26 protein-coding genes are annotated in these 26,089 nt (G+C 70.7%); 10 read left to right on the top strand and 16 right to left on the bottom strand.

The window, feature by feature from the left end; all coding sequences use genetic code 11:
• Positions 1-107: 107 nt before the first annotated feature.
• The 3 genes from Q9R33_RS05480 to Q9R33_RS05470 form a co-directional block, all read right to left on the bottom strand.
• Positions 108-1,814, bottom strand: coding sequence for a DNA polymerase Y family protein (locus Q9R33_RS05480; protein WP_310245568.1), 1,707 nt, complete (start codon positions 1,812-1,814; stop codon positions 108-110).
• Position 1,815: 1 nt separating this feature from the next.
• Positions 1,816-2,637 carry a hypothetical protein gene (locus Q9R33_RS05475; protein WP_310245565.1) on the bottom strand — a complete coding sequence of 274 codons (822 nt, stop codon included), beginning with the start codon at positions 2,635-2,637 and terminating at the stop codon, positions 1,816-1,818.
• A 70-nt stretch (positions 2,638-2,707) separates the two neighbouring features.
• Positions 2,708-3,607 (bottom strand): EamA family transporter, encoded by a 900-nt coding sequence (locus Q9R33_RS05470; protein WP_310245561.1) that lies wholly within the window; start codon positions 3,605-3,607, stop codon positions 2,708-2,710.
• Between the two features lie 40 nt (positions 3,608-3,647).
• On the opposite strand from Q9R33_RS05470, the gene Q9R33_RS05465 reads away from it, so the two are divergent.
• Positions 3,648-4,172, top strand: coding sequence for a MarR family transcriptional regulator (locus Q9R33_RS05465; protein WP_310245560.1), 525 nt, complete (start codon positions 3,648-3,650; stop codon positions 4,170-4,172).
• Positions 4,173-4,274: 102 nt separating this feature from the next.
• Complete coding sequence (locus Q9R33_RS05460; RefSeq protein WP_311293088.1) at positions 4,275-4,676, top strand: hypothetical protein; 402 nt, start codon at positions 4,275-4,277, stop codon at positions 4,674-4,676.
• A gap of 12 nt (positions 4,677-4,688) precedes the next feature.
• Here the strand turns inward: Q9R33_RS05460 and Q9R33_RS05455 are convergent, their stop codons facing one another.
• From Q9R33_RS05455 to Q9R33_RS05440, 4 genes are all read right to left on the bottom strand, one after another.
• Positions 4,689-5,186, bottom strand: a complete 498-nt coding sequence (locus Q9R33_RS05455; RefSeq protein ID WP_056369577.1) for an HNH endonuclease — start codon at positions 5,184-5,186, stop codon at positions 4,689-4,691.
• A gap of 365 nt (positions 5,187-5,551) precedes the next feature.
• Positions 5,552-6,469 (bottom strand): M23 family metallopeptidase, encoded by a 918-nt coding sequence (locus tag Q9R33_RS05450; RefSeq protein ID WP_311293087.1) that lies wholly within the window; start codon positions 6,467-6,469, stop codon positions 5,552-5,554.
• Positions 6,470-6,782: 313 nt separating this feature from the next.
• The gene (locus Q9R33_RS05445) at positions 6,783-7,484 is read right to left on the bottom strand and encodes a metal-dependent transcriptional regulator (RefSeq protein ID WP_056369572.1); all 702 of its coding nucleotides are present in this window, start codon (positions 7,482-7,484) and stop codon (positions 6,783-6,785) included.
• A 358-nt stretch (positions 7,485-7,842) separates the two neighbouring features.
• On the bottom strand, positions 7,843-8,676 hold the full coding sequence (locus tag Q9R33_RS05440) for a DUF559 domain-containing protein (RefSeq protein ID WP_310245551.1): 834 nt from the start codon (positions 8,674-8,676) through the stop codon (positions 7,843-7,845).
• A 268-nt stretch (positions 8,677-8,944) separates the two neighbouring features.
• On the opposite strand from Q9R33_RS05440, the gene serC reads away from it, so the two are divergent.
• Positions 8,945-10,060 carry a phosphoserine transaminase gene (gene serC, locus Q9R33_RS05435; RefSeq protein ID WP_311293086.1) on the top strand — a complete coding sequence of 372 codons (1,116 nt, stop codon included), beginning with the start codon at positions 8,945-8,947 and terminating at the stop codon, positions 10,058-10,060.
• On the opposite strand, the gene Q9R33_RS05430 is transcribed toward serC, so the two are convergent.
• The 3 genes from Q9R33_RS05430 to Q9R33_RS05420 all read right to left on the bottom strand — a co-directional run bounded on the left by Q9R33_RS05430 (position 10,036) and on the right by Q9R33_RS05420 (position 12,115).
• Entirely contained in the window at positions 10,036-10,710 is a 675-nt protein-coding gene (locus Q9R33_RS05430; protein WP_056369566.1) for a TetR/AcrR family transcriptional regulator, read from the bottom strand. The two genes, serC and Q9R33_RS05430, sit on opposite strands and share 25 nt — an antisense overlap.
• Positions 10,711-10,860: 150 nt before the next feature.
• Positions 10,861-11,748 (bottom strand): DUF3027 domain-containing protein, encoded by an 888-nt coding sequence (locus tag Q9R33_RS05425; protein WP_310245546.1) that lies wholly within the window; start codon positions 11,746-11,748, stop codon positions 10,861-10,863.
• Entirely contained in the window at positions 11,732-12,115 is a 384-nt protein-coding gene (locus Q9R33_RS05420) for a cold-shock protein (RefSeq protein ID WP_056369550.1), read from the bottom strand. The genes Q9R33_RS05425 and Q9R33_RS05420 overlap by 17 nt, the downstream gene beginning before the upstream one ends.
• Positions 12,116-12,311: 196 nt before the next feature.
• Here Q9R33_RS05420 and Q9R33_RS05415 point away from each other — a divergent pair, with 196 nt between their 5' ends.
• Genes Q9R33_RS05415 through Q9R33_RS05405 form a run of 3 tightly spaced genes read left to right on the top strand, consistent with a single transcriptional unit; the run spans position 12,312 to position 16,009 of the window.
• Positions 12,312-12,575 carry a hypothetical protein gene (locus tag Q9R33_RS05415; protein ID WP_056369548.1) on the top strand — a complete coding sequence of 88 codons (264 nt, stop codon included), beginning with the start codon at positions 12,312-12,314 and terminating at the stop codon, positions 12,573-12,575.
• A gap of 5 nt (positions 12,576-12,580) precedes the next feature.
• On the top strand, positions 12,581-14,308 hold the full coding sequence (locus Q9R33_RS05410) for a helicase-associated domain-containing protein (RefSeq protein WP_311293085.1): 1,728 nt from the start codon (positions 12,581-12,583) through the stop codon (positions 14,306-14,308).
• A 45-nt stretch (positions 14,309-14,353) separates the two neighbouring features.
• Positions 14,354-16,009 carry a DNA repair helicase XPB gene (locus Q9R33_RS05405; protein WP_311293084.1) on the top strand — a complete coding sequence of 552 codons (1,656 nt, stop codon included), beginning with the start codon at positions 14,354-14,356 and terminating at the stop codon, positions 16,007-16,009.
• A gap of 57 nt (positions 16,010-16,066) precedes the next feature.
• Here Q9R33_RS05405 and Q9R33_RS05400 read toward each other — a convergent pair whose 3' ends face one another.
• Positions 16,067-17,878, bottom strand: a complete 1,812-nt coding sequence (locus tag Q9R33_RS05400; protein ID WP_311293083.1) for a bifunctional metallophosphatase/5'-nucleotidase — start codon at positions 17,876-17,878, stop codon at positions 16,067-16,069.
• A gap of 203 nt (positions 17,879-18,081) precedes the next feature.
• Here Q9R33_RS05400 and Q9R33_RS05395 point away from each other — a divergent pair, with 203 nt between their 5' ends.
• Entirely contained in the window at positions 18,082-18,630 is a 549-nt protein-coding gene (locus tag Q9R33_RS05395) for a TetR/AcrR family transcriptional regulator (RefSeq protein WP_056369540.1), read from the top strand.
• 16 nt (positions 18,631-18,646) lie between these two features.
• Here the strand turns inward: Q9R33_RS05395 and Q9R33_RS05390 are convergent, their stop codons facing one another.
• The 5 genes from Q9R33_RS05390 to folE form a co-directional block, all read right to left on the bottom strand.
• Positions 18,647-19,117 carry an SRPBCC domain-containing protein gene (locus Q9R33_RS05390; protein ID WP_056369962.1) on the bottom strand — a complete coding sequence of 157 codons (471 nt, stop codon included), beginning with the start codon at positions 19,115-19,117 and terminating at the stop codon, positions 18,647-18,649.
• Between the two features lie 81 nt (positions 19,118-19,198).
• On the bottom strand, positions 19,199-19,906 hold the full coding sequence (locus tag Q9R33_RS05385) for a pyrimidine reductase family protein (RefSeq protein WP_311293082.1): 708 nt from the start codon (positions 19,904-19,906) through the stop codon (positions 19,199-19,201).
• Positions 19,906-20,814: a dihydropteroate synthase gene (gene folP / locus Q9R33_RS05380; RefSeq protein ID WP_396654067.1), complete on the bottom strand. Its 909-nt coding sequence runs from the start codon at positions 20,812-20,814 to the stop codon at positions 19,906-19,908. The genes Q9R33_RS05385 and folP overlap by 1 nt, the downstream gene beginning before the upstream one ends.
• Positions 20,811-22,031 (bottom strand): FAD-dependent oxidoreductase, encoded by a 1,221-nt coding sequence (locus Q9R33_RS05375; RefSeq protein ID WP_311293081.1) that lies wholly within the window; start codon positions 22,029-22,031, stop codon positions 20,811-20,813. Before Q9R33_RS05375 ends, folP begins: the two co-directional genes overlap by 4 nt.
• A 28-nt stretch (positions 22,032-22,059) precedes the next feature.
• On the bottom strand, positions 22,060-22,662 hold the full coding sequence (folE, locus tag Q9R33_RS05370; RefSeq protein ID WP_235560224.1) for a GTP cyclohydrolase I: 603 nt from the start codon (positions 22,660-22,662) through the stop codon (positions 22,060-22,062).
• A 102-nt stretch (positions 22,663-22,764) separates the two neighbouring features.
• Between folE and Q9R33_RS05365 the strand changes: the two genes are divergently transcribed.
• The 3 genes from Q9R33_RS05365 (at position 22,765) to Q9R33_RS05355 (ending at position 26,012) form a co-directional block, all read left to right on the top strand.
• A complete protein-coding gene (locus tag Q9R33_RS05365; RefSeq protein ID WP_311293080.1) occupies positions 22,765-23,457 on the top strand; it encodes a transcriptional regulator in 693 nt (230 codons plus the stop codon).
• A gap of 64 nt (positions 23,458-23,521) precedes the next feature.
• Complete coding sequence (locus Q9R33_RS05360; protein ID WP_045298162.1) at positions 23,522-24,214, top strand: response regulator transcription factor; 693 nt, start codon at positions 23,522-23,524, stop codon at positions 24,212-24,214.
• A gap of 133 nt (positions 24,215-24,347) precedes the next feature.
• The gene (locus Q9R33_RS05355; RefSeq protein ID WP_396654069.1) at positions 24,348-26,012 is read left to right on the top strand and encodes a sensor histidine kinase; all 1,665 of its coding nucleotides are present in this window, start codon (positions 24,348-24,350) and stop codon (positions 26,010-26,012) included.
• The last annotated feature ends 77 nt before the right edge of the window (positions 26,013-26,089 follow it).

Genomic DNA, 26,089 nt, shown 5'->3' with positions numbered 1-26,089 from the left:
TCGTTGAGCGAGCGTGCGAGACGAAGCGCGACGCTCCGACGTCGTTCCTCGATCCGGGGCGTTTCGTCTCGCTCGTTCCTCGCTCGCTCAACGACCGGTGGCAGGCGTCAGTCATAGGTGGCCTCCGCCGTCCAGGCGTCGCCGTCGCACACCAGCAGCCACGCGGACCCGTCGGCGTCGACGACCTGGAACCGGTGCGCACGGCGCGAGCGCGCGGCATCCCATCCGCGCTCCACCACCGGCCAGGGTCCCGCCCACGCCTCGATCGCGCGACGGCGACCGCTTTCGATGAAGAGCGCAGGCACGGCCGAGACGTTCCCCCGCTCGTCGACGTCGACCAGCTCGCCGCCGAGCGCCCGCACGTCGACCGGCACCGGGTCGGCGAACACCGTCGTGGGCAGCGGGTCGGGCAGGCTCCCCGGCCAAGGTCGCGCGCGCTGCGCCGCGAGACCCCCGGCGCCGATCGCCTTCCGGTCGCGTTCGTCCTTGTCTCCCCAGGGCACGAGCACCTGGCGCTCGGCCAGCCACCTCCCGCCGCCGATCGCGGGGGTCAGCACGCCGCGGTGCCCGAGCATCGCCTGCACACGCGACAGCGCGTGGTGCACCCGCTCCTCGGGTCCGCCGCCGAACAACGCCGGAGCGTGATGGGATGCCGCATCCACCGCTTCCGGCGAGATCCGCACGAGCGTCACCCCGCTGCGCAGCCCGCCTCCGGCCGCGTCGCCCGTCCCGACGTCCTCCGCGAGCTGCCAGCGCACGCGGTCGATGACCGCCGCGGCGTCGAAGGATCCGGGATGCAGCCACACCCTCTCGCTGCGCTCCCCCCGGTCTCCGACGAGTTCGACCCGCAGTTCGGTGCAGACGAGGTCGACGGCGCCGAGACCCGCGACGAAGTCGTCGGCGGTGACGCGCATGGCGAACGCCACCTGATCGGCGATCTCGAGGGGCGGCTCGAACGCGATCTCCCGCTGCAGCTCGGGCGGCGGTGTGCGCGGCTGAACCGGTCGCGAGTCGTGCCCTGCGGCGAGCGCGTGAAGCCGGACGCCCCGCTCGCCGAACCGCTCGCGCACGCGATCGGTCGGCATCTCGGCGAACCCGCCGAGGGTCTGCACGCCGAGCCGGGCGAGCAGGCCGACGAGGTCCGTCGCCTCCTTCGCCCCCGCCGCGCCGGCGCCGAGCAGCGCGGAGGCGTCGAGCACCGACACCGGCAGCGGGGCGAGGAAGCCTGCCGCACCACCGGCGGGCACGACGAAGACCGGATCTGCGGCGTTCGTGCCGCCGCGCGCCGCCTGCTCCGCAGTGAACGGCCCGTCGGCGATGCCCACCCGCACCCCGTCGAGCCCTGACTCGTGGAGGGTGCCGATCAGCATGCGGGCGGCCTCGACCTCGCCGCCGTAGTACCGCGCCGGACCCCGCGCGCGCAGCGCGCACAGCCCCGGACGCACCAGCTGCACGCCGGGCGCCCTCTCTTCGATCAGCGACACGACCGGGGCGAATGCGCGGTGATCGCGGGCGGCGTCCGCGGTGACCAGCGTCAGCCCGGGACACCGCGCCTGGGCATCGCGCCGGCGCTGCCCGCGGCGCACGCCCTCCGCACGCGCGGACGCCGAGCACGCGACCACGAGGTTGCGCTCCACGACGGCGACCGGGGGCTTCGCCTCGAACTCCTCCTGCGCCGCATCCGTGCGAGTACCCGGCCGCGGTCCGACCGCGTCCTCGGCAGCCGCGGCCGTACCAGCTTCCCGCTCGAGAGCCGTGACCGGCCAGTCGGGGAACCACAGCACGAGACTCCGCACCGGCGCACCCGTGGTCATGTCACCCCACCGCCCTGATCGGCTGCGGGAAGGAGTCCGCGGACCCGGCCGAGGGCAGCGTCTCGACGGGGCGCATGCGCTCGGGCGCGGCGGAGACGTGCCCCGCAGCATCCGGGAGCATCACGCGCGCCCGTCGCGAACGCGGCCAGCGCCGACTGGACGACATCAGCGTCACCGCCCGGCCCGCGAGGTACCCGTGCCCGCGGCCGACGCCCTCCCACGCCGGCTCGCCCACCTCGATCACGGCCTCGGCCTGCGGCCAGGGCCCCTGCACGAGCAGGACCGCACCGCGATCGCGCAGCCGCGCCGCCAGACGGGCGATCTCGCCGTCGGCCGCCCGCCCCGACGGACGTACCGCGACCACCGGCACCACCTCGGCGACGGTCGAGGTCACCGCGAGCCAGCGCGCGCCCGGGTCGGGGATGAGCACGAGCCGCGACAGGTCGACCCCGAGCCCTTCGGCCGCCTCGGCGCCGAGCCGCGGCATGCCCAACACCGCGCACCACGACCCGGCCTGCGACGGCTGAGCCAGCAGCGCCAGCAGCACCGACGTCGAACGCGGCAGGGAGTATGCAGACCCCGGGCGAAGACCGCCCCCGGGAAGCAGCGAGGCGAGCGCGGGATGCACCGGCAGCACCGGCGCGTCGAGTCGGCGGCCCTGCACCCGCTCGACCTGGGCGCGCAGCTGCGCGACGGTGCCGGAAGAGGACGTGCCCGCGGGCGGTGTGCCCACCGCACCGAGGGCAGTGGGTGGGGTGCCCGTCGGCGTCTGGCCGACGGTCTCGTGCACGTACTGTGCCGTGAGTTGCACGATCGCCCTCATTCCCACATTCTAGAACGGATGTTCTAGTCCTTCAACCGCTGGGAACGAGCGTAGTACCAGGTTCCGACAGTTATGTTCGAGACTGCAAGACCAGTCGCGCCGGACCCACACGCGAAGCCCGCCGGGCAGGCGCCGCACCCAGCACGATCCCGACGAGCACGAGACCGACCCCGACAGCCTGCGGCACCCCGAACGCCTCCCCCGCGACCGCCACCCCCAGCACGACGCCGGTGACCGGATTGAGGAGTCCGACCACGCCGACCACCCCCGGAGACAGGCGTCGCAGCCCCGCGAACCACGCGACGTACGCGAGCGCGGTCGCGACGAGCGTGAGATACGCGAAGCCGAGCGCCGACGGCACAGTGAGCGTCGGCGGCGCACCCTCGACGAGCACCGCGGCCGGCAGCAGCACGATCGAGCCGGCGACGAGCTGCCACGCCGTCATCGGCAGCGCGGGAATGTCGGAGCCCCATCGCGCCGTGAGCACGAACCCGATCGACGAGGCGACCATCGCACCGAGCGACGCGGCGACGCCCCAGGGATCGGCGCCTTCCGCGTCGAAGCCCAGCATCACCCCCACGCCGACGAGACCCACGGTCGCGCCCACGACGGCGGCGAGCCGCGGTCGGCGACGCAGCAGCAGCCACGCGAACAGCAGCATGCACGCGGCGGATGCCGACATCAGCGTCGCGGCCAGACTCGACGGCAGCCGCTGTCCGGCGACGTACACGAGCACGAAGAAGCCGCCGACATTCAAGGTGCCGAGCACGAGCGAGCGCCACCACCACGATCCGCGCGGGAGTCGGCGCGCGAGCAGCAGCACGATGAGCCCGGCCGGAAGCGCCCGCAGCACACCACCCCACAGCGGGGATTCCGCCGGCAGCAGGCTGTGCGTGACGACATACCCGCTCCCCCACGCGATCGGGGCGATCGCCGTCACGAGGATCCACATCCATCGCTTATCTTCCATGGAAGATACTTTATCTTACCGGGAAGATAAGATGGGTCGCATGGCCGCCGCCGACCGCTCCCCTCACGACGAACCACTCGACCGCGTCGGTGAGATCCAGCGGGAGTGGCGCCGCGAGCGCCCCGACCTCGACCCGTCGCCGCAGGGCGTGATCGGGCGCCTGCACCTCGTCGCGCTCGAACTCACGGAGCGCCTCGTCGCGGTCTACAGCGAGTTCGGACTCAGCGAGGGCGAGTTCGACGTGCTGGCCACGCTCCGCCGCGCCGGTGCGCCGTTCGAGCGCGCCGCCGGCGAGCTCGCCGACCACACCCTCGTCACCACAGGCGGCCTCACCAAGCGGGTCGACCGCCTCGAAGCGCGAGGGCTCGTCGAGCGGCGGGCCGAGGCATCCGATGCCCGAAAGCGCCTGGTGCGACTCACGCCCGAGGGGCGGGACCTCATCGATCACGCCATCGCCGCCCACCTCGCGAACGAGCGCCGCATCCTCGACGAGCTCGGGACGACGGATGCTGCGTCCCTCGAGCCGATCCTCACCCGCTGGCTGCGCATCCTCGACGGGAGCTGACGCACCCGCATCGACGGACACACCTTCCCGTCACGGCCTCCGACCCGCTAGCGTGAGGCCGACCGTGGGCTCGCTCCACGAGACCTGCGAGGAGCCCAGCCCATGGACGGTGCCGTTCACCCCAGCCTGCTCGAATCAGTGTCGGCGTGGGTGCTGATCGTGTCGTTCGCGCTGTCGCTGATCTACGAGTTCTGGCGGGCGACCGCCAAAGCGGGCACATCTCAGTACGACTCGATGCGGGCCCTCGTCCAGGGGCTGTGGCTGTACGTGCTCGCCGCCATCGTGATCGTGCTGCTCTTCGTCGGCGTGCCCTTCGCAGCCTGGATCGGGCTCGTCTTCTCCGTGCTCGTGATCCTGGTGTCGATCTTCTACTACAACCCGAAGATGATGCCCGCGCGCAAACCCGGGCTGTTCGACTGGTTCGAGGACCTCGTCTACACCGGGCTCGCTTTCGTGACCGCGACGCTGCTCGCCCTCGAAGTCGCGGGCCTCACGCTCTCCTGACGCGGCAGGCGATCACGCCGCGAGGGCGAGGTACGGCTCCCACCGCGGATCGGTGCGCTCGGTGCCGCGCACGGTCCACTGCCCGCCCCGGGGCGGGCGCGGCGTGAACCGCAGCTCCCAGTGCATCTCCTGCGGCGTGCGATCGCTCTTGATGTTGTTGCAGCGCAGGCAGCACGCGACGAGGTTCTCCCACGAATCGGCGCCGCCGCGCGAGCGCGGCAGCACGTGGTCGATCGTCGACGCCGCCTTCCCGCAGTACGCGCAGTGGTGATTGTCGCGACGGAGCACGCCCCGACGGGTCACCGGCACGTGGCGACCGCCCGGCACCCGCACGTAGCGGGTGAGGATGATCACGGCCGGGCGTTCGTACGATCGTCGGGTGCCCCACACCGGATCGGTCTCGGTGTGTTCCACCACGGTGGCCTTCTCGTTCATCACGAGCACGAGCGCCCGCTTGAACGACACGACCGCGAGGGGCTCGTAGCCCGCGTTCAGCACCAGAGTGCGCATTGATCATCCTCTCGAATGGCCGGGACGGCTTCTCGGTTATTCGACTTGCGCGACGATCAAGGGCGCAGGGGCATGAAAAAAGGCGCTGTCTTACAGACAGCGCCCTGGCGCCACGGCAATGCCGCGGCATCCGCTCGTGCAATGCCGAAGGACGAGGCGTCCAAGCGCATCCATGGTTCGGATGCGTGGTGTGCAGCCCATCGGCTCCCTCCGCTCTCTCAGCGTCGAGTCCCAGGGTAACCCACCGCGACACGCCCGGGGCGCGCGGCGACTGAACGGCGGATGGCGTGTCGGGTAACGAAGAAGAGAACGGATGCCTCGGCTCGAGGCATCCGTTCTCTGATGTGATTGCAGAAGGTCTGTGATCAGCCCGCGTTGGCCTGCAGCCATGCCCACGGGTCGACGACCGAGCCGTTGATGTGGACTTCGAAGTGCACGTGGCACGCGGTCGAGCTGCCGGTGCTGCCGACGAGGCCGATGAGCTGGCCCGCCGAGACGCTCTGGCCGACCGACACCTGGCGGCTGCCGTACGTCATGTGGCCGTAGAGCGTGTTGACCTGCTGGCCGCCGATCACGTGGTCGATCGAGATACCGACGCCGTAGCCGCCGTAGCTCTCCTGCGAGACCTTGACCACGCCCGCCGCTGCCGCGTAGATCGGCGTACCGCACGAGGTGAGCAGGTCGACGCCCTGGTGGTAACCGGAGTCCCAGAGGCCGCGGCCCTTGGTGAAGTTGAGGAGGGGCCAGCGCACCTCGCCGGTGCCCGGCGACGTGAGGGCGATGTTCGTGGGGACCGTGGTGCCGCGCGACTTCGCCGCCGAGGCGGCAGCGGCCGCGACCTGGCGCGCACGCTCCGCGGCGGCCTCTTCGGCCTTCTTCTTCTCGATCTCTTCCGCGGTGGTGGCCGCGTAGCTCTCGCGCGACAGCTCACTGGCGTTCGCGTCGGAGGCGGCGACGAACGTCTGCGCGTTGTCGACGGCCATCTGCTGGATCGTCTTGGAGTCCTCGGCCACGGCGGTGGCCCCGGCGGCGAACGCCGGGATCGCGACCGTGGCGACGAGACCGCCCACCATAGTCAGCACGACGAGGCTGCGCAGCGGCTTGACGACTCGCCCCTTCTTGGACGACGCGGCGGGGCGGGCTTGCGCCTTGGCCGCGGCCGGCTTCGCAGGCGCGACGTCGCGGGATCGTCGCACCGGGTTCTTCCGAATGCGCGCACGACGGTTCTGGTCCGCCGCGGCGTGCTCGGGCACGTTCGCGTGCGACTCGATCTCTTCAGCCAAACTTGTCCTCCGGCGCCTCTGCGCCAGGGCGCCTGGCTCGTCAGCACTCGGTGTCGGGGCACGATGTGCGGGCTTCACCACATGTGGACGACGAGCCGGTGAGGCAATCCACGCGGGGTCCGGACGGCGGGCTTCTCGCCTGTTGGACTTTTCGAGGCTACCCGAAGGTCACGGTTATGTCACGCTCCGCGCCTGGCAATCTCCGCACAGTGCATCATCGACGCCCGCGGAATGCGGCATCCGGCGTCGTGGCGCAGCGTTCGAGGCCCGGAAAGGCGGTCAGGATCGTCCCATTCAGTGGACTGCGCCCACCTCAGCGGACGTCGTCGACGAGGAAGATGTGCGACGCGATCTCGACCGGGAGCTCCAGGCCCTCGTCGCTGCCCTGCATCTGCACGAGCACGTAGCCCTCGTTGTAGCGATAGTCACCGACGGCACCCGGCACGACACCGGCGCCCTTCAGCTGCTGCAGCAGTTCGGGGTCGACCTGCGCGGGCTCTGCCAGCCGGCGGACGGTGCCGGTGATGGGCTCGCCGGCGTCATTGAGGCGGCGCACGAGACCCACGACGCCCTGCTCGAAGCCGTTGGTCGGCACGTCGCCGAGCTGGTCGAGACCGGGGATCGGGTTGCCGTACGGGGACTCGGTCGGGTGGCCCAGCAGCTCGACGAGGCGACGCTCGACCTGCTCGCTCATCACGTGCTCCCAGCGGCAAGCCTCTTCGTGCACGTAGGCCCAGTCCAGCCCGATGACATCGGACAGCAGGCGCTCGGCGAGCCGGTGCTTGCGCATGACGTCGACGGCCTTCTGCCGCCCGGCGTCGGTCAGCTCGAGGGTGCGGTCCTCGGAGACGACGACGAGTCCGTCGCGCTCCATGCGGCCGATCGTCTGCGACACCGTCGGGCCCGAGTGCCCGAGGCGCTCCGAGATGCGCGCCCGCAGCGGCACGATGTTCTCTTCCTCGAGCTCGAGGATCGTGCGCAGGTACATCTCAGTGGTGTCGATCAGATCGGTCATCGCGGTGTCCTCAGGTGTCTCAAGGGGCTGAGGACAGCCTATCCTCTGCTCCCGACGCCGAGGCCTGCCTTCGCCTGCCGCTGCAGCTCGACCCAGCGCCACTGCACTCGCGCCCGCGTGCGTCTGCGCTCCTGCCGTACCCGCGCCCGTGCCCGTGCCCGTGCCCGTGCCCATCCCCGCGCCGATGCCGATGCCCATGCCCACGCCCATACCCACGCCCATCCCCGCCCCGTGGTGCGCCAGGCCCCAACAGGTCAACCAGGCTTTCACAGGACCATCCGGCACTGGATGGCCCTGCAAAGACCCGGTTGACCTGTTGAAGGGAAGACGGAGGAGACCTCGCCCGCGGCGCGCGACATCAATGAGCGCGATGCAGTCCCTGGGCCACAGCCCGCATGATCAGGTCCTGCACCTCGTGCCAGCGCTCGATCACCTGCACGTACGTCACCCGAATCACGCGGTAGCCGAGCAGCATGAGAGCGGCATCGTGCGCGACATCCTCGGCGCGCTGCATCCCGACGTGGTGCCCACCGTCGATCTGCACGACCAGCCGGTCGCCGATGAGGAAGTCCGCCCGATGCCCGTGAATCCAGATCTGCGATCGGAGAGGAAGCCGGAGCCAACGCAGCCGCGTGCGGAAGATCGTCTCCAGCCCCGAGTCCGCGAAGGGGGTCGCCTCCTCGAGGAGTCCTCGAACGGATTCCGCCAAAGGCAGGCGGGCGAGTTCGGCCTTGTCGACGAGTTGAAGGTTGAGCGCGGACTCCCACACGGCGAGCGCGCTCTCATGCGGCTGACACCGCGCGACAATGAGCAGCGTGTTCAGGATGCTGTCCTCCAGCGTTCCCGGCGCGCGCGGCTCGACCGGCCGAGCCCAGTGCACGGTCGCCTTCTGGTTCTGCAGCTTCAGCCTCGACGCGCTCGGTGGCGCACCGACGTGCGGGCCGTCCTCGGCGAGGACCCACAGCCCTAAGCGCTTCGCCCGCGTGATGCACGTGAGCACCACGCCCGCCCGCGCCGCCGCCATGAGGTGGGGATCAGCGTCCGGAACTGCCACCCATCCCCGCCGCGGCCTGGTCACGAGGCCCGCGGCCATCGCGCACTCGATCGTGTAGCCGCTGACCCCTGCCTTCATGAGCGCCGCTCTGAGCGCGACGCCGCCACGTGCGTGCAGCTCCACCATGAGATCCGCCATCCCTGCATGCTCACGGCTCCGCCACGCCCCACACCGCCGTACCGGGCACGATCAGAACAACTCGCGTGCGCAGCATCCGTCCCCTCCCCTGTGGAGGAGGCTCGACAGGTCAACCGGGGTTCTGCATGAGCCGATCCCCGGATCGCATCCTGCGCATGCCCGGTTGACCTGTCGAAGAGGAGGACGGATGCTGCGCCGCCAGCACGCCGGAGCGTCACGACCTGTCACGCGGGCGGGGCGGCGGTGCGGGCCTCTCTAGAATCGACGCATGGCACACGTCCTCCTGCCCCGTGAGATCCTGCCCGCCGACGGACGCTTCGGCTGCGGCCCGTCGAAGATCGCGCCCGCGCACATCGAAGCGCTCGCGGGCCCCGGGTCGGCGCTCTTGGGCACCTCCCACCGCCAGGCCCCGGTCAAGGAGCTCGTCGGCCAGGTGCGCGCCGAGCTGAGCCAGCTGTTCCGCCTGCCGCACGGGTATGAGGTCATCCTCGGCAACGGAGGGTCGACGGCGTTCTGGGATGCTGCAGCCTTCGGCCTCATCGAGAAGCGCAGCCAGAACCTCGTGTTCGGCGAGTTCGGCGGCAAGTTCGCCGCTGCCGCGAAGACACCCTGGCTCGACGCCCCCGACGTCCGCACGGTCGACGCGGGCACGAGCACCGTCGCCGAGGCCGTCGACGGCATCGATGTGTACGCGTGGCCGCACAACGAGACCTCGACCGGCGTGTCGACCTCGATCTCGCGCGTGAACGGCGACGAGGGCGCGCTCACCGTCATCGACGCGACCAGCGCGGCGGGCGGCATCGACTTCTCGGTGCACCAGGCCGACGTCTACTACTTCGCCCCGCAGAAGAACCTCGGCTCGGACGGCGGCCTGTGGTTCGCTCTGGTGTCGCCGGCCGCGATCGAGCGCATCGAGCGCATCGCGGCGTCAGGCCGCTACATCCCCGAGTTCCTGAGCCTCAAGAACGCGCTCGACAACTCGCGACTCAACCAGACCCTCAACACCCCCGCGCTCGCGACGCTGTTCCTCCTCGACAAGCAGCTCGACTGGATCCTCTCGTCGGGCGGCCTCCAGTGGGCCGACGCCCGCACGCGCGAGTCGTCGCAGGCGCTCTACGACTGGGCCGAGGCATCCGCTTTCGCGACTCCCTTCGTCGCCGATGCGGCCGACCGCTCCCCGGTGGTCGTCACGATCGACTTCGACGAGTCGGTGGATGCTGCGGCCGTGGCGAAGAGCCTCCGCGCCAACGGCATCGTCGACACCGAGCCGTACCGCAAGCTCGGACGCAACCAGCTGCGCATCGCGACGTTCGTGTCGATCGACCCGGACGACGTGCGTCAGCTCATCCGCTGCATCGACTACACGGTCGAGCGACTGGGCTGAGCTTGTTCGTCGACCCCGTCCGCAAGCGGTGACGGGGTCGGCGACAGCACGGCCGACACGATCGCCTCGATGGCGAACTCCGACGCGCGCGCGAGCTCGACCGCGGTCGGGTCGAGCAGCCACTGCACCTGCAGGCCGTCCATGACGGCGAGGATGCTCGTCGACGCGTCCGCGATGGTGTCGGGGGCCGTGATGCCACGCTCGGCGCACACGACTTCGAACGCGTGGGCGACCTCGGACCGCAGCGTCCGGTAGCGCTTCTCGAAGAAGTCGCGGCCCGGGTGGTCGTCGGTGACGGACTCGGCCGAGAGCACCGCGTACGCCTGGACGATCCCCGCACGATGCTCGTTGACGAACGCCGTGCGAACGAGGTGACGGAACAGGGGCATCCCGTCGGGGATGTGCTGTTCCTCCAAATCAGCCACGTCGGTCTCGTCGCGGTGCTGGAGGACTTCGATGAGCAGTTGGTCCTTCGAGCCGAAGTGATGCAGGATCCCCGCGTGGGTCATGCCCACCTGGTCGGCGATGTCCTGCAGCGTGCCCCCCGCGAATCCCTTGCTGCCGAAGATCTCGACCGCGGCGTCGAGGATGTCACGCCTGCGGGCGAGTGTCTCGGGCCGCGAACGCGGCTGCCGACGCTGTGCCGTCATCGGTCGGCGCCCCCTTCTTCGTCGGCGGATCGGATAGGTCTTCGCCGGCGCCTGTGAGTCTACGCACGACCTGGCCGCACGCACCGGAACACCCAGCTTGCCCCGGCTGCGGGCGGCGGGAATCCACCCTTTCGTCGTGTCCGGAGGAGGTCAGGCGCCTTCGGGGTCGAAATCCTCGTCGGACTCGTCGTCGTCGAAGCCGTCTTCGTCGAAGTCGTCCTCGTCATCCGACTCATCGTCGTCGAAATCGTCATGGCCCGAGCCATCGACGTCCGAGTCATCGTCGAAGTCGTCGTCCGACTCGTCCGACTCGTCGTCCTCGTCCGCGTCATCCTCACCCTGGGCCGAGGCCTCGGCGAGCTCGTCGATGTCGACCCCGTCGACGTCGCCGGCGTGGAGGATGGGCGAGCCGTCCTCGTCGAAGTCGGACGCGTCGAGGTCGTCGATGTCTTCGAGCTCCTCGTGGTCGTCGTCCTCGTCGTCGTCCGCGTGCGCGGCCTCCGCAAGCGCGGCCTGGGCGGCGTGGTAGTCGGCGAGGCGCACGGCCCACGGCACCCAGTCCGGAGCCAGCAGCGCACCGTCGCCGGGGAGCAGCTCGACCTCGAGCACGGTGGGATCGGCGTCGTCCACGCGCGCGAGGCTGACGGTCCAGAACCAGCCGGGGTAGCCCGCGAGGCGATTCGCGAAGCGCAGCGAGACGACGCCGTCGGCTTCGACGCGGTAGCCCGCGGGGTCGCCGATCGTGGCCTCGGGCGTGATCTCGCGGAGCGCGGCGAGCGCCAGGTCGTGCGCGGCCAGCAGCTGCGGGTCGGGGTCGACGGGCACGACGACCTCGACCGCCTCGACGACTTCAGCGGTCTCCGCCGCGTCGTCGGCCGGCGCACCGTCGATGGCCTCGACCTCGACAGACTCGACCTCGCCGGCCGGTGCTTCATCCGCGACGGCGGGTGCAGCATCCGTCACCGCTTCGTCCGAAGCCGGGTCGGCGTCGAGGACGACGTCGACGACGGGGTCCGTCGGGTCAGGCGTCGAGTTCATCGGCGACCTTGCGCAGGACCGCGGCGACCTTCTTGGCGTGCGCGCCGCTCGGGTAACGGCCGTGGCGGAGGTCTCCGCCGATGCCGTCCAGGAGCTTCACGAGGTCCTCGATGATGATCGCCATGTCGTCGGCGGGCTTGCGGGAGCGCTTGGCGAGGCTCACCGGAGCCTCGAGGACGCGCACCGACAGGGCCTGCGGCCCGCGCTTGCCGTCGGCGATGCCGTACTCGAGGCGGGTCCCCGCCTTGGGCGCGGGCGTGCCGGGCGGAAGGGCAGTGGCGTGCAGGAAGACGTCCTGACCGTCTTCGGAGGAGATGAAGCCGAAACCCTTCTCCTCGTCGTAGAACCTGACCTTGCCGGTGGGCATCGAGACCTCGCTGGATCGGCGCCCGCGACGCGTCGCGGGCGATAAAGAGCATGACGAAAGCGGGGTCGTACAACCCCGCCTCCCAGCCTAACGGCATGACGTCCGCCCAGACCCCACGGTGAAGCATCCATCCCGAGCGATCTCAGAGGCGTCCCGTCGGACCGCGGCGCGGACGTCAGCGAGTAGGCTGGTGCGGATGAGCACGAACTCCTCCGGCGACGTCCCCGTCCGCCGCATCGACCGCGTCCTGGCCTTCATGTCGCTGGGCCTGCTCGTGCTCTCGATCGTGAGCTTCTTCGCGATCATGATCGCGTCGGCCTCCGGGGCCGACATGAGTACAGGCATCTGGCCGATCGTCGGAGTGCTGGTGTACATCGCCCCCATCGTCGCGTTCGCGCTGCTGCTCGCAGTCCTCATCATGAGCTTCGTGCGGAGGGCCCGGGCGAATCGAGGGGGCTGACCCGGTTGGCCTCCGACGCGCGCGCCCTCGCGACGCGGCTCGCCGAGCTCGGTGACGCCGCGCTCGCCACGACGCTCGCCGCGCGCGGGGTTTCGCCGCAGGCGGCCTGGCACGACTTCTTCGATGCCGCCGAGGGCCTCCTCGACCCCGCGTCCGTCGACCGGGCGCTGACCCGCCTCGACCGCCACGACCTTCTCGCCCTCGACCTCGGCGAAGCTGGCGTCGACGGCGAACCCGCGCGGCTCGCCCTCACCGATGCCGACGGCTCGCCCTACGCCGCCGTCTCGGAACGCGTGGCGGCCGCCGCCGCAGCCGCACCGCACGCCTTCACCCCCACGCCGGCGCCCCTCGCGCCGGGCCCCGCCGACGCGCGCGCCGCGGCCGCCGCCGCGGAGCGCGCGTTCACCACCGCGGGCTCGCTCGCCGACGTCCTCCTCCTGTGCTCGCATACGCCGCTCGCGCGCACCGGCGCGGGACCGGTGAGCGCCGTGGACCGGCGCCGGCTGTTGGATGCCGGCGCCCTCGAGTCCGCCGACGACCTCGAAGATCTGCTCGCCTCGGCGGCGGCTTCCGGCCTTGCGACGGCGTACGAACGCGAGTGGACCGTCACCGAAGCCGGCGAACGCTGGCTGAAGGCCGCGACCGCGGATCGCTGGGAGGCGATCGCCGAGGGCTTCCGCACCAGCCTTCCGCGGGGGCTGCGCACCTCATCGCACGGCTTCCTGACACCGGATGCATGGCTCGGCATGTACCCGCTCGACCACGAGTGGCCGGCCCGGGCGGAGCGGCTGCACCGCATCGGCGTGCGCTGGGGGCTGTTCCCCTCGGACCGCTCCCCTGCCGAGTTCCCCTGGACGGCTGCCCTTCGGGCGGGCGAGCGAGCGGATGCCGCCACCATGGCGCCGTACCTCCCCACCGAGATCGACCGGGTCTACCTGCAGGCCGACCTCACCGCGATCGCGCCGGGTCCCCTCGCGCCCGCCCTCGATCTGCGCTTGCGGTCGATCGCGCTGCGGGAGTCGCGTGCACAGGCGTCGACGTACCGCTTCACCGCGGAGTCGATCGGCGCCGGCATGACCGAGGGCGAGACGGCAGAGTCGATGCGCGACTTCCTCGCGGGCCTGTCGCTCACCGGCATCCCGCAGCCGCTGGCCTACCTCATCGAGAGCACGGCCAGCCGGCACGGCCTGGTGCGGGTGCGCGCCGACGGCGCCACCGGGCGCACCCGCGTCGAGAGCCTCGACGCGGGCCTGCTCGACGCGATCACCGTCGACCAGGCGCTGCGGCCCTTGGGGCTGCTCGTGCTCGAGGGCGACGACGCGCTCTCGTCCCGCGTCGCGCGCGACGCCGTCTACTGGACCCTCGCCGATGCCCGTTACCCCGTCGTCGCCCTCGACGCGCGCGGGGTTCCCGAGTCGCTCCACCGGCGCACCACGGCGACCGCGTCCACGCCGGCCGGGACTCCGCAGGAGACGTACGCGCGCCTCATCGCCACGCTCCGCGGCGGGCACGGCACCCAGGGCGATTCCGGGTGGCTCGAACGCGAACTGGAGCAGGCGGTGCGCGCCCGCGCCGAGATCGTGGTGGTCGTGCGCATGCCCGACGGCTCCGAGCGCTCCTTCACCCTCGAGGCGGCCGGCCTCGGCGGCGGACGCCTGCGCGGCCGCGACCGCGCCGCCGACATCGAACGGACGCTCCCCGTGTCGAGCATCGTGAGCGTCCACGCGGCCTGAGCGTGCAGCATCCGACCACCGTCCGCCCCGGTAGACTGGTCCGTTATGGCTGACGGCCCCCTCATCGTCCAGAGCGACCGCACCGTGCTCCTCGAGGTCGCGCACCCCGATGCCGAGAGCGCGCGGCACGAACTCGCGATCTTCGCCGAGCTCGAGCGCGCGCCCGAGCACATCCACACCTACCGCATCACGCGGCTCGGGCTGTGGAACGCACGCGCCGCCGGCCACGACGCCGACGACATGCTGGCGACCCTCGACCGCTGGTCGCGCTTCCCCGTGCCCCCGTCGGTGTCGATCGACATCGCCGAGACCGTGGGCCGGTACGGCCGCCTCGTCATCGAGCGCAACAGCGTCGATGAGGGCGGCGACGGCGAGTTGGTCCTCAGATCCACGGATGCTGCGGTCCTCGCCGAGGTGTCGAAGAACAAGCGCATCCAGCCGCTGCTGCTCGGGCACCCCTCCCCCGACACGTACGTCATCGACGCGTGGGCGCGTGGCCAGATCAAGCAGGAGCTGCTGAAGATCGGCTGGCCCGCCGAGGACCTCGCCGGCTACACGCCGGGAACCCCGCACCCGATCGACCTCGCTGAGGACGGGTGGCACCTGCGGCCGTACCAGCGACAGGCCGTCGACATCTTCACGCAGGGCGGGTCCGGTGTCGTCGTGCTCCCCTGTGGCGCAGGAAAGACGCTCGTCGGCGCCGCCGCGATGGCCGACACCAAGACCACGACGCTCATCCTCGTGACCAACACCGTCAGCGCCCGCCAGTGGCGCGACGAGCTCCTCAAGCGCACGTCGCTCACCCCCGAGGAGATCGGCGAGTACTCCGGCCAGACCAAGGAGATCAAGCCGGTCACGATCGCGACGTACCAGATCCTCACCGCGAAGCGGAAGGGAGAGTACGCCCACCTCGCCCTGCTCGACGCCCTCGACTGGGGCCTCATCGTGTACGACGAGGTCCACCTCCTCCCCGCGCCCGTCTTCAAGCTGACGGCCGACCTGCAGGCGCGGCGGCGCCTCGGCCTCACCGCCACCCTCGTGCGCGAGGACGGCCGCGAGGGCGACGTGTTCAGCCTCATCGGCCCCAAGCGGTTCGACGCTCCGTGGAAGGAGATCGAGGCCCAGGGCTTCATCTCGCCGGCCGTCTGCTACGAGGTGCGCGTCGACCTGCCCGCCGGCGACCGCCTCGAGTACGCGGCGGCGGCCGATGATGAGCGCTACCGCCTCGCCGCGACCGCACCCGCGAAGATCGGGGTCGTCCGCGACCTGGTCGCGCGGCACGAGGGCGAGCGCATCCTGATCATCGGCCAGTACCTCGACCAGATCGACGTCCTCGCCGAAGCGCTCAACGCGCCGAAGATCACCGGGCAGACCCCGATCGACGAACGGGAAGAGCTGTACCAGGCGTTCCGCGTCGGCGAGATCTCCGTGCTGGTGGTGTCGAAGGTCGCGAACTTCTCGATCGACCTGCCCGAGGCATCCGTCGCCATCCAGGTGTCGGGGTCGTTCGGCTCGCGACAGGAGGAGGCCCAGCGCCTCGGACGCCTGCTGCGGCCGAAGCAGTCCAACCACACCGCGAGCTTCTACACGCTCATCGCGCGCGACACCGTCGACCAGGACTTCGCGCAGAACCGCCAGCGCTTCCTCGCCGAGCAGGGCTACGCGTACACGATCCTCGACGCGCACTCGCTCGCGGCCTGACCGGCACATGAGGAGAGCCCGGCGCTGAGTCAGCGCCGGGCTCCCCTGTGGTCGGGGTTACGGAGCCCCGATGATGCGGTCGAGCGGTCCCGGCGTGTACGGGCTGTTCGCCGTCAGGTACGCGGAGAACGCGTCGATGTCGAGCCCGCCGTAGTACACGTTCCCCGCCTCGAGGAACGTCGGGAAGCCATCCCCGCCGCCGGCGAGGAAGTTGTTCGTCACGACGCGGTAGGTCGTCGTGTCGACGAGCGGCTGCCCGTTGAGCGTGACCGTCCCGAGCGTGGTGCCCGAGTAGGTGTACGAGAAGCCCTCGCTCACCTGGAGGATCTTCCTGTTGGATCCCGTGTTCGGGGCCGTCCACTGCTCGTTCAGGATCTCCTTGATCTGCGCGCCGGTGAGGTCGAGCGAGACCAGGTAGTTGTTGAACGGCTGGACCGTGAACGCCTCCGCGAAGGTGATCGAGCCATCCGGCTCGCCGTACGGCGACGTCGGCGACGAGAACGGCAGATCCGCCCGGATCCCGCCCGGGTTCATCAGCGCGATGACGGGGGCGGAGTAAGGTCCGATGACGCTCGGATCGGCCAGCTGCGCGTCGGCGATCAGATCACCCAGCGGAGACTCGCCGGCCACGTTGGCCGTCCTCGTCACGGTCGTCGAGATCTGGCCGACCACCTTGCTCGCGATCGGCGCCACGAGCGCCTGGTACTTGGCGATCAGCGCCGTCTCCGTCGGATCCTTGGGCACGTTGCGCGTCACCAGCATGTTCGCGCTCGTGATCGACGTGCGCACGATGTCCTGGGTCCGCTTGTCGTACGTCAGGTTGGTCTCGGTGTACAGCCGGCCGAACGAGGACGCCGACGTGACCAGGCGGTCGTTGCCCGCGGGGTCAGGGATGTTGCAGACGTACGGCTGGTGGGTGTGCCCCGAGACGATGAGGTCGATCGCGGGGTCGAGGTTCTGCGCGATCGGGATGATCGGGCTGTCGGCCGCGATCTCGGCACCGTTGCCGCACGCCGCGTTGTACGCCGCGCTCGACGGAGGTGTGCCGCCCTGGTGGATCAGCACCACGATCGCGTTCACGCCCTTCGCCTTGAGCACGGGGACGAGCGCGTTCGCCGTCTCGACCTCGTCCTTGAAGTCGAGGCCCGCGATCCCGGAGGCGGTCACGATCTCGGGGGTGTCCTCGAGCGTCATGCCGATGAAGCCGATCTTGGCGCCCTTGATGTTCTCGATCGAGTAGGCGGGCAGGATCGTGTCGTTCGTGCCTTCGTAGACGACGTTCGCGGCGAGGTAGTCGAAGTCGGCGCCGGCGAAGCTGCCGGTCGGGCACGAGTTCTGGTTGTTCTCGCCGTCGCCGTCGTCGAGGCATCCGCCGTCCGCCATGCGCTGCAGCTCGACATAGCCCTCGTCGAACTCGTGGTTGCCGACAGCCGAGACGTCGAGGTGGAGCGCGTTCAGCGCCTCGATGGACGGCTCGTCGTGGAAGGCGCCAGACAGCAGGGGGGATGCGCCGATCAGGTCGCCGGCCGCGACGGTGAGCGAGTACCGGTGACCCTCGCGCGCCTGCGCGAGGTGGGTCGCCAGGTATTCGACACCGCCGACTCCGGGAGGAGTGAGACTGTCGGTCGTGCCACCCCCCGGAAGGTTGAGGCGGCCGCTGGAACCGGTGGGCGGCTCCAGATTGCCGTGGAAGTCGTTGAACGACAGCAACTGGATGTCGAGCGTCGGGCCGTTCGGCGTGTTGCCGCCGTTGTTGGGCCCCTTCGGCGGGGCCGCCGACGCGGTTCCCGATCCGACCAGGGCGAGCGCGACCGCGGTGGCGGCGATGACCGCGCCTCCCGCAAGCCGGGCCGTCGATGTCTTGCGCATGTGCACAGAACCCTCCCGTTTTCTGGCGAGCGGCTCTGCCCGCCGAGATGCACGCGTCCTCGTGGGCGCGATCACGAGAAACCTAATACAGGCCCTGCGGATGCGACAGGGGCGATCGGCGAACTTCACGAAACCGGAACGAGGAGGCGACGCCGAGTGTTACTACTTTTGGAGTAGGAGTTGTTCCGCCTAGTGTCGTGGACATGGCATCCACCCGCGATCGCGCGCTCGAAGCCGCGCTCGAGCTCGTGGGCGAGCAGGGCATCCGGGCGCTCACCCACGCCAGGGTCGACGAGCGCGCCGGCCTGCCGAAGGGATCGACCTCGAACTGGTTCCGCACCCGGGACGCGCTCGTCGCCGGCGTCGTGGCCTGGCTCGCCGAAACCGAGCGGGCCGAGTTCGCGGCGGCCGAAGCGCCTCCGGTCGAGACGCGCGAGCAGTTCGTCGAGGCGCTCAGCAGCATGATCGCATTTCAGACCGGACCACGCGCTTCGCGCACGAGAGCCCGCTATGCGCTCTTCCTCGAGGGCGCCGGCGACCCCGACCTGCTGGAACCGCTTCTCACCCAGCGACGGATCTTCGTCGAGTGGACCACCGCGCTTCTGGCGCGGATCGGGGCTCGCTCGCCCGATGAGTCCGTCCGCACGCTCATGGCGGCGGGCGATGGGCTGGTGCTGCATCGTGTGACCGTGGACCCGGATGCCGAGATCCGGCCCGTCATCGAGCGCGCGGTCCGCGCGGCCCTGGACTGATCGCCGGTGCCGGCCTTCAGCGCCCGGTGAGGAACGACTCGATGCGGTCGAACCCGCCCGGCCACACGACGGCCTCGAAGAAGTCGCGCACGTCGACGCTCGGGAAGCCGGTCTGCTCGACCGTCATGAGCGTGCCCCACACCGTGGGCTCGAGCGTGATGTCCACCCGCGAGTGCAGTGCCGGCATCGGCTGTCCGCCCCTCGCCGACTCGGAGACCAGATCGGTGACGAGGCGATGCGGGCGATCGATCACGAGGTACGTCTGCACGTCGTGCACGGCGGTCAGGTGATCCGGATGGAAGCGCGCCTCCCAGGCACCGCCGACGCGCAGGTCGACGGTCGTCTGGACGGCACCGGCACCCGGCGGCGACAGCCAGACCTTCTGCTTCTCGGGATTCACGAGCGCGTCGAAGACGGCCTCTTCCGTGGCGTGCAGTTCACGTCGCAGCTGAAGGCGCAGCTCTTCGCGCGATTCCGTGAGGCTCATGATGACTCCCCTCTCCTCCGGAGTGAGCGTCATACTACGCTTATAGTGCCCTCGGCACTAGGTAGGTAGTAAAACGGGAAATCAGTCGTGCGCGTAGCGCAGAAAGACGAAACCCTCGTCGTCGGTCACGACGCTCTCGAGGGTGAACCGCCGGTCCGCCTCGGCGGCGGCCTGCACGATGCGCCCGGCCCGTCCGCCGACGAACCGCGGCGCGAGCGTGACGCACACCTCGTCGACGAGGTCGGCATCCAGCAGCGCGCCGAAGAGGTGCGGACCGCCCTCGCACAGCACCTGCGTCCAGCCGCGACGCGCGAACGCGTCCAGCATCGCGGCGAGATCGACGCCGGCCTCCCCGCACGCCATCACCGATGCCACCGACTCGAAGCGCTCGCCGTCCGCGGCGGCGGCAGCATCCGTCGTCACGATCACCGGGCGCCGCACCGCCTCCGTGAAGACCGTATCGCCCGGATCGAGATGCAGGCCGCCGCTCACCACGGCGAGCGCGGGCTGGTCGTCGAGCCTGCGGGCACGGCGCCACTCGACGTCGTCGTGATCGACCTTCAGCCCGCCGTAGCCTTCGGCACGCACGGTGCCGGCACCGACGAGCACGACGTCGGCCATCGCGCGCAGCACCTGCATGAGCTCGCGGTCGGTGCCGCCGCCGAGCGCGCCGCTGCGACCGCCGAGGGTGACCGCGCCGTCGGCACTCGAGACGAAGTTCATGCGCACACGCGTGCCGTCGCGGCCGTGGAGTGCATAGGCGTCGAAGAGCTCTGAGCGGGCGGGCATCAGTCGTTCCCCTCGGGTCGGGTGTTGTGCAGCTCGTATGCCGGCCGGCGCCAGCCGAGGATCGCTTCCACCATGCGCATCGCGTCGACGGTCTCCGGCACGTTGTGGGCACGCACGATGCGCGCGCCGCTCAGCGCGCAGAACACGGCCGCGGCCAGGGACCCGGGAAGGCGGTCGCCCTTCTCCCGATCGAGGGCTTCGCCGACGAAGTCCTTGTTCGACAGCGCCACGAGGAGCGGCGCGCCGAGCCCGGCGAGCTCGCCCAGGCGCCGGGTGAGCTCGAGGGTCTGCCGCGTGTTCTTGTTGAGGTCGTGGCCCGGATCGAGCACGATGCGCGAATCAGGGACGCCGCGCTCTCTCGCCAGCTCGCGGCGTGCGACGAGGAACTCGGCGATGTCGCCGATCACGTCGTCGTAGTGCGGGAGCGGATGCTGCGTGCGCGGCGCAGCGAGACTGTGGGCGATCACCACCCCGGCGCCGCCCGTCGCGACCACATCGGCCATCGCCGGATCATGCAGTCCGGTCGTGTCGTTGATGATCGCGGCGCCGGCGTCGATCACCGCCCGCGCGACCTCGGGGTGGAACGTGTCGACGCTCACGCGTGCGATCGGCGCCAGCTCGCGCACGACGGGAACGACGCGAGCGATCTCCTCGTCGACCGGCACCGGCGGGCCGGGCGCGAACTTCACGCCTCCGACGTCCACGATCTCGGCGCCGGCCTCCACGGCGGCGACGCCCGCCGACACCGCGGCATCGAGCGCGAACGTCGCTCCGCGGTCGTAGAAGGAGTCCGGCGTGCGATTCACGATCGCCATCACCGCGATGTGCCGCGACAGGTCGAGCGCACCGCCCGGCAGGTCGAGCACCGGAGCGAGCAGGGCCGAGGCGGTGTCGGGCGCGAGTGTCACGGGATCAGGTCCTCCAGCGGAACCTCGGGGTCACGCAGCCGGTCGGGGGCGACCCTCGCGCCGGAGCGGATGAGGTCCTGCACCTTGTCGTTCACGTCCCACACGTTGACGTTCATGCCCGCGACGATACGGCCGTCATCCACCCAGAAGGCGATGAACTCGCGCGCGTCGAGATCGCCGCGCACCACGATCTCGGCATCCGTCATCAGGGGCGCGTACCCCGACAGCTCCATGCCGAGGTCGTACTGGTCCGTGTAGAAGTACGGGATGTCGTCCAAGGATGCCGGCTGCCCGAGCATCGACCGCGCCGCGACCTTGCCGGCGTTCAGCGCATTCGCCCAGTGCTCGCTGCGCAGATGCCGCTGCAGCACGGGGTGGAAGGCGTTGGCGATGTCTCCCGCGGCGTACACGTCGGCCGCGCTGGTGCGCAGCGCCTCGTCGGTCAGGACCCCGTTCAGGATGTCGAGCCCCGCCTCCTCGGCGAGCACCGTGTTCGGGGAGGCACCGACTCCGACGAGCACGAGGTCTGCGGGAAGGGTCTCGCCGTCGACGACGACACCTTCGGCACGCCCGTCGCCGACGATGCGATCCACGTCGACCGACGTGCGCAGGTCGACACCGTGCTCGAGGTGGAGCGTGCGGAAGACCTCCCCCATCTCGGCGCCGAGCGCCATCGCAAGCGGCACCGCGTCGCGCTCGAGGATCGCGACCTCGTTGCCGAATCCGCGCGCCGTCGCTGCGACCTCCATGCCGATCCAGCCCGCGCCGATCACCACGAGTCGCTTGCCGCCGTCGCGCAGCTGCGCCCTGAGCTCGTCGGAGTCGTCCAGACGCCGCAGCGTCATGACCCCGGGCAGGTCGTGGCCGGGCAGCGGGATCATCCGCGGTGTCGCGCCCGTCGCGAGCAGAACGGCATCGTATGTCAGCCGCTCACCGTCCTCGAGTTCCACCGCGTGCGCGGCGGGCTCGAGGGAGGTGACCGCGACGGCGGTGATCAGGCGGATCCCGCGCTCCTCGTACCACTCGGCGGGATGCAGGACGACGGCATCCAGGTCCTCGGTCCCCGCGAGATACCCCTTCGACAGCGGAGGGCGCTGGTACGGCGGATGCGCCTCGGCGGTGACGACGGTGATGTCGCCGTCGAACCCCTCGTTGCGCAGCGCCTCGGCGGCCGTTCCGCCGGCAAGGCCTCCCCCGATGATCAGCATGTGGCTCATGACGACTCCTCTCGCCCGTGTCGACGCGTCAGACGGGGCGCGCTCCGATGAATCGTGCCTGCAGCGCCGGGTCGGCGGCGAGCGCGCCGCGGAACGCCGTGGTCGTGGTGAGGGCGGTGTCCGTCCGGACTCCGCGCGCGGACATGCACAGGTGCTCCGCCTCGACGACGACGCCGACCCCGCGCGGGTCCAGTGCGGTCTCGAGCGTGCGCGCGATCTGCACCGTCAGCGACTCCTGCACCTGAAGCCCGCGTGCGTGGTGCGCGACGACGCGCGCGAGCTTCGAGAGGCCTACCAGGCGATCGCCGGGCACGTAGCCCACCGTGGCGGTGCCGCGGAACGGCAGCAGATGGTGCCGGCAGAGCGACACGAACGGGATGCCGCGTACGACGACCGGCTCGTCGTACGCATCCTCGTTCGCGAACGTGGTCATCTCGAACGGCTCGGGCGTGGTCATCTCGATGAACGCGTCGGCGACGCGCCGCGGCGTCTCGGCCAGGTCGCCCTCGTCCGGATCGAAGCCCAGCGCCGCGAGCAGATCGCCGACGGCGATCATCGCCGCGTCGCGATCGATCGGAGCCTCGTCGGGCAGGGCGTGCAGCGCCGTCGCGTGCGCCGGAGTCGACATCATCCCCACTCCTTCGTGTTGAGCACGGTCGGCTCGTCTGATCCCGACGGTAGAACTCTCCGATTCTTTTGTCAAGATTCCTGGTTTTAGAGGTAGACTCACGCCGTGAGCATCCTCACCCCCAACCGCGCCGAGGCGGTCGCGGCACTCGCCGATCCGCAGCGTCGCGAGCTGTACCGGCTCGCGACCGAGCGTCCGATCGGCCGCGACGAGGCCGCGGCCGCGTTGGGCATGCCGCGGAGCACGGCGGCGGTGAACCTCGATCGACTGGCGGAGGCCGGCCTCCTGACGGTGTCGTACGAGCGGCGTTCGGGTCGCACGGGCCCGGGCGCGGGGCGCCCGGCGAAGCTCTACCGCGCCGCCGACGCCGAGCTCGCCGCCACCGTCCCGGAACGCCACTACGAGCTCGCCGGGGAGCTGCTCGCCGCCGCGGCCGCGGAGGCCGACGAACGAGGTGTGCCGGTGCGCGATGCGCTCGACGCCGAGGCATTCGCCGCAGGCGCTGCGATCGGCGCCGGATGCGCCGACCTCGAGGCGGCGCTCACCCTGTGCGGCTACGCGCCGCGCGCGAAAGGCACAGTCTCTGCGGATGGCTCAGAGGACGCAGCATCCGCCGCCGATCTCGTCCTCGAGAACTGCCCCTTCCACGCCCTCGCGACCCGGCACACCGCCCTCATCTGCGGAGCGAACCTCGAGCTCGTCCGGGGCCTCGCGACCGCCACCGGCGATCAACGGACGCCTGCACTGGTACCCGCGGCGGGCCGTTGCTGCGTCGAGATCCGGCAGAGCGCCGGCTGACGGATTCTCGGCCGCGTCGCCGGATATCCAGACGCCGCATGGGTTCCGCCGACATAATGAGGGCATGACCGCACCGCGCATCCTCGTCGTGGACGACGAACCGAACATCCGCGACCTGCTGATCACGAGCCTGCGATTCGCCGGATTCCAGGTACGGGCCGTCTCGAACGGCGCCCAGACGATCTCGGCGGTGCTCGAGGAGGAGCCCGATCTCATCATCCTCGACGTGATGCTGCCCGACATGAACGGGTTCAGCGTCACCAAGCGCCTCCGCGGCGCCGGCTACACCGCGCCGATCCTCTTCCTCACTGCCAAGGATGAGACCGAAGACAAGATCACCGGCCTCAACGCCGGAGGCGACGACTACGTCACCAAGCCCTTCAGCCTCGACGAGATCGTCGCCCGCATCCAGGCGATCCTGCGCCGCACGATGCAGGCCGACGAGGAGTCCGTGATCCGCGCCGGCGAGATCACGATGGACCAGGACACCCACGACGTGCAGGTGGGCGACGCGTCCATCGACCTCAGTCCCACCGAGTTCAAGCTGCTGCGCTACCTCATGCTCAACCCCAACCGCGTGCTGTCGAAGGCCCAGATCCTCGACCACGTCTGGGAGTACGACTTCAACGGTGACGCCGGCATCGTCGAGAGCTACATCTCGTACCTGCGCCGCAAGATCGACCCGCACTCGTCCGAGCCGCTCATCCAGACCAAGCGCGGCTTCGGCTACATGCTGAAGGCCGGCAAGACCGCTTAGCCTGGAAGCGCCGCCCGGCGCGGCAGCGAGCGAGGGGGACGATCTGGCGCACAAGCCCGACGCGATCACCCGGTGGTGGCGCGGCACGAGTCTGCGCGCGAAGGTCACCGGGGTCACCGTCGCGCTCCTCGGGATCGGACTCATCGCCGCCGGCGTCGGCACCGCGCTCTTCCTCCGCAATTCGCTGATCGACGGCGTCGAGGCCCAGCTCCTCACACTCGGAGGCAGCGAGGCGGCGGCCCCGCTGCTCGAGTTCTCCTCGGTGGACGGCCTGCTGGTCGTGGAGGAGAAGGACAACACGGGCTCGGACTACTTCGTCGCCGTCTACGAGCCGAAGCAACCGGAGGACAACCTCCTCGCCCTCGTCGGCGGGCGGGGCGGTCCGTCTCCGGACGTGCCCAGCACGCTGACGCCCGAGACCGCGGTCACGGACGACGGCAAGATCGAACCGCTCACGTCGAGCGACGGCGAAGTCGAGTTCCTGTCGACCGTGTCGATCCAGCAGTCCGAGGACACCGGCATCCTCTACCCGCAGCTGGTCGCGCTCCCGTTGGGCTCGGTCAACCGCACGATCGCGCAGTACATCGGCATCTACTCGATCCTCGCGCTCGTGGTCCTCATCGCCGGTGCGGTGGCGACGCGCTTCCTCGTCACCCTGACCTTCCGCAGCCTCGGCCAGGTCGAGTCGACCGCCGACGCCATCGCGGGCGGCGACTTCAGCCTGCGCATGACCGACATAGAGCCGACGACGACCGAGGTCGGCCGCCTCAAGACCGCGATCAACGCGATGCTCGACCGCGTCGACGCCGCGCTCTCGCAGCGCGACTCGACAGTGCGGCAGATGCGACGGTTCGTCGGCGACGCGAGCCACGAGCTGCGCACCCCGCTGGTCACGGTGCGCGGCTACGCCGAGCTGTACCGCATGGGGGCAATCCGCGGCGACGAAGACGTCGCCCAGTCGATGGAGCGCATCGAGAAGGAGGCGATCCGCATGGGCGTCCTCGTCGAGGACCTGCTCGCACTCGCCCGGCTCGACGAGCGCCGCGACGTCGTGATCGGCCCCGTCGACCTGCGCCCCATCGCCCGGGACGCCGCCCTCGACGTGCGCGCCGCCTCGCCGATGCGTCCGGTCACCGTCATCGACACCACGATCGGCGAGCCCGCGCTGCCGCCCGAGGACGAGGCATCCGTCCCGCCCGAGACGAAGCGCCGTGCCGGCGGGCCGTCCGCCATGTCGCGCGCAGGTGCGACGCTGTCGCTGCTGCGCCGCCGCCCGAAACCGGTGCCCGCGGCGGGCGCCGCGGCGAGCGCGGCGCTGCCGACCATCCTTCCCGACGCCGAACCGGAGCCGTCCGCCGACGGACTCCTGCCGGTGGTGCTCGGCGACGAGAATCGCATCCGTCAGGTCGTGACGAACCTGCTGGGGAACGCCCGGCGGTACTCGTCGGACGAGTCCCCCGTCGAGCTGCGCATCGGCGTCGACGTGCGCGACCGCATGGGGTGGATCGAGGTGATCGACCACGGCGAGGGCGTGCCCGACCAGATCAAGGACAAGATCTTCCAGCGCTTCTGGCGCGCCGACACGTCCCGCACGCGCGAGACCGGCGGGTCCGGTCTGGGCCTGTCGATCGTCGCCTCGATCGTCGAGGCGCTGCACGGTTCGGTCGGAGTCTTCGACACGCCGGGCGGCGGTGCGACGTTCCGCGTGGCGTTCCCGCTCGCCGACGCCCGCGACGCGGCCGAGCACGTCGATCTCGCGACCCAGCCCATGGCGAGGCTCACCGACGCTTCAGAATGAGCGTCTCCTCCCCAGCCGCGGCCCGCGACGCATCGTGCACAGCTGACGACGGATGCCTCTGCCCCGCCTCGCGGGAC

The organism is Microbacterium sp. PRC9, from assembly GCF_031844125.1.
Taxonomy (GTDB): domain Bacteria; phylum Actinomycetota; class Actinomycetes; order Actinomycetales; family Microbacteriaceae; genus Microbacterium.
The sequence above is the reverse complement of the archived record's forward strand: the minus strand, read 5'-3'. Positions and strand labels throughout refer to the sequence as shown.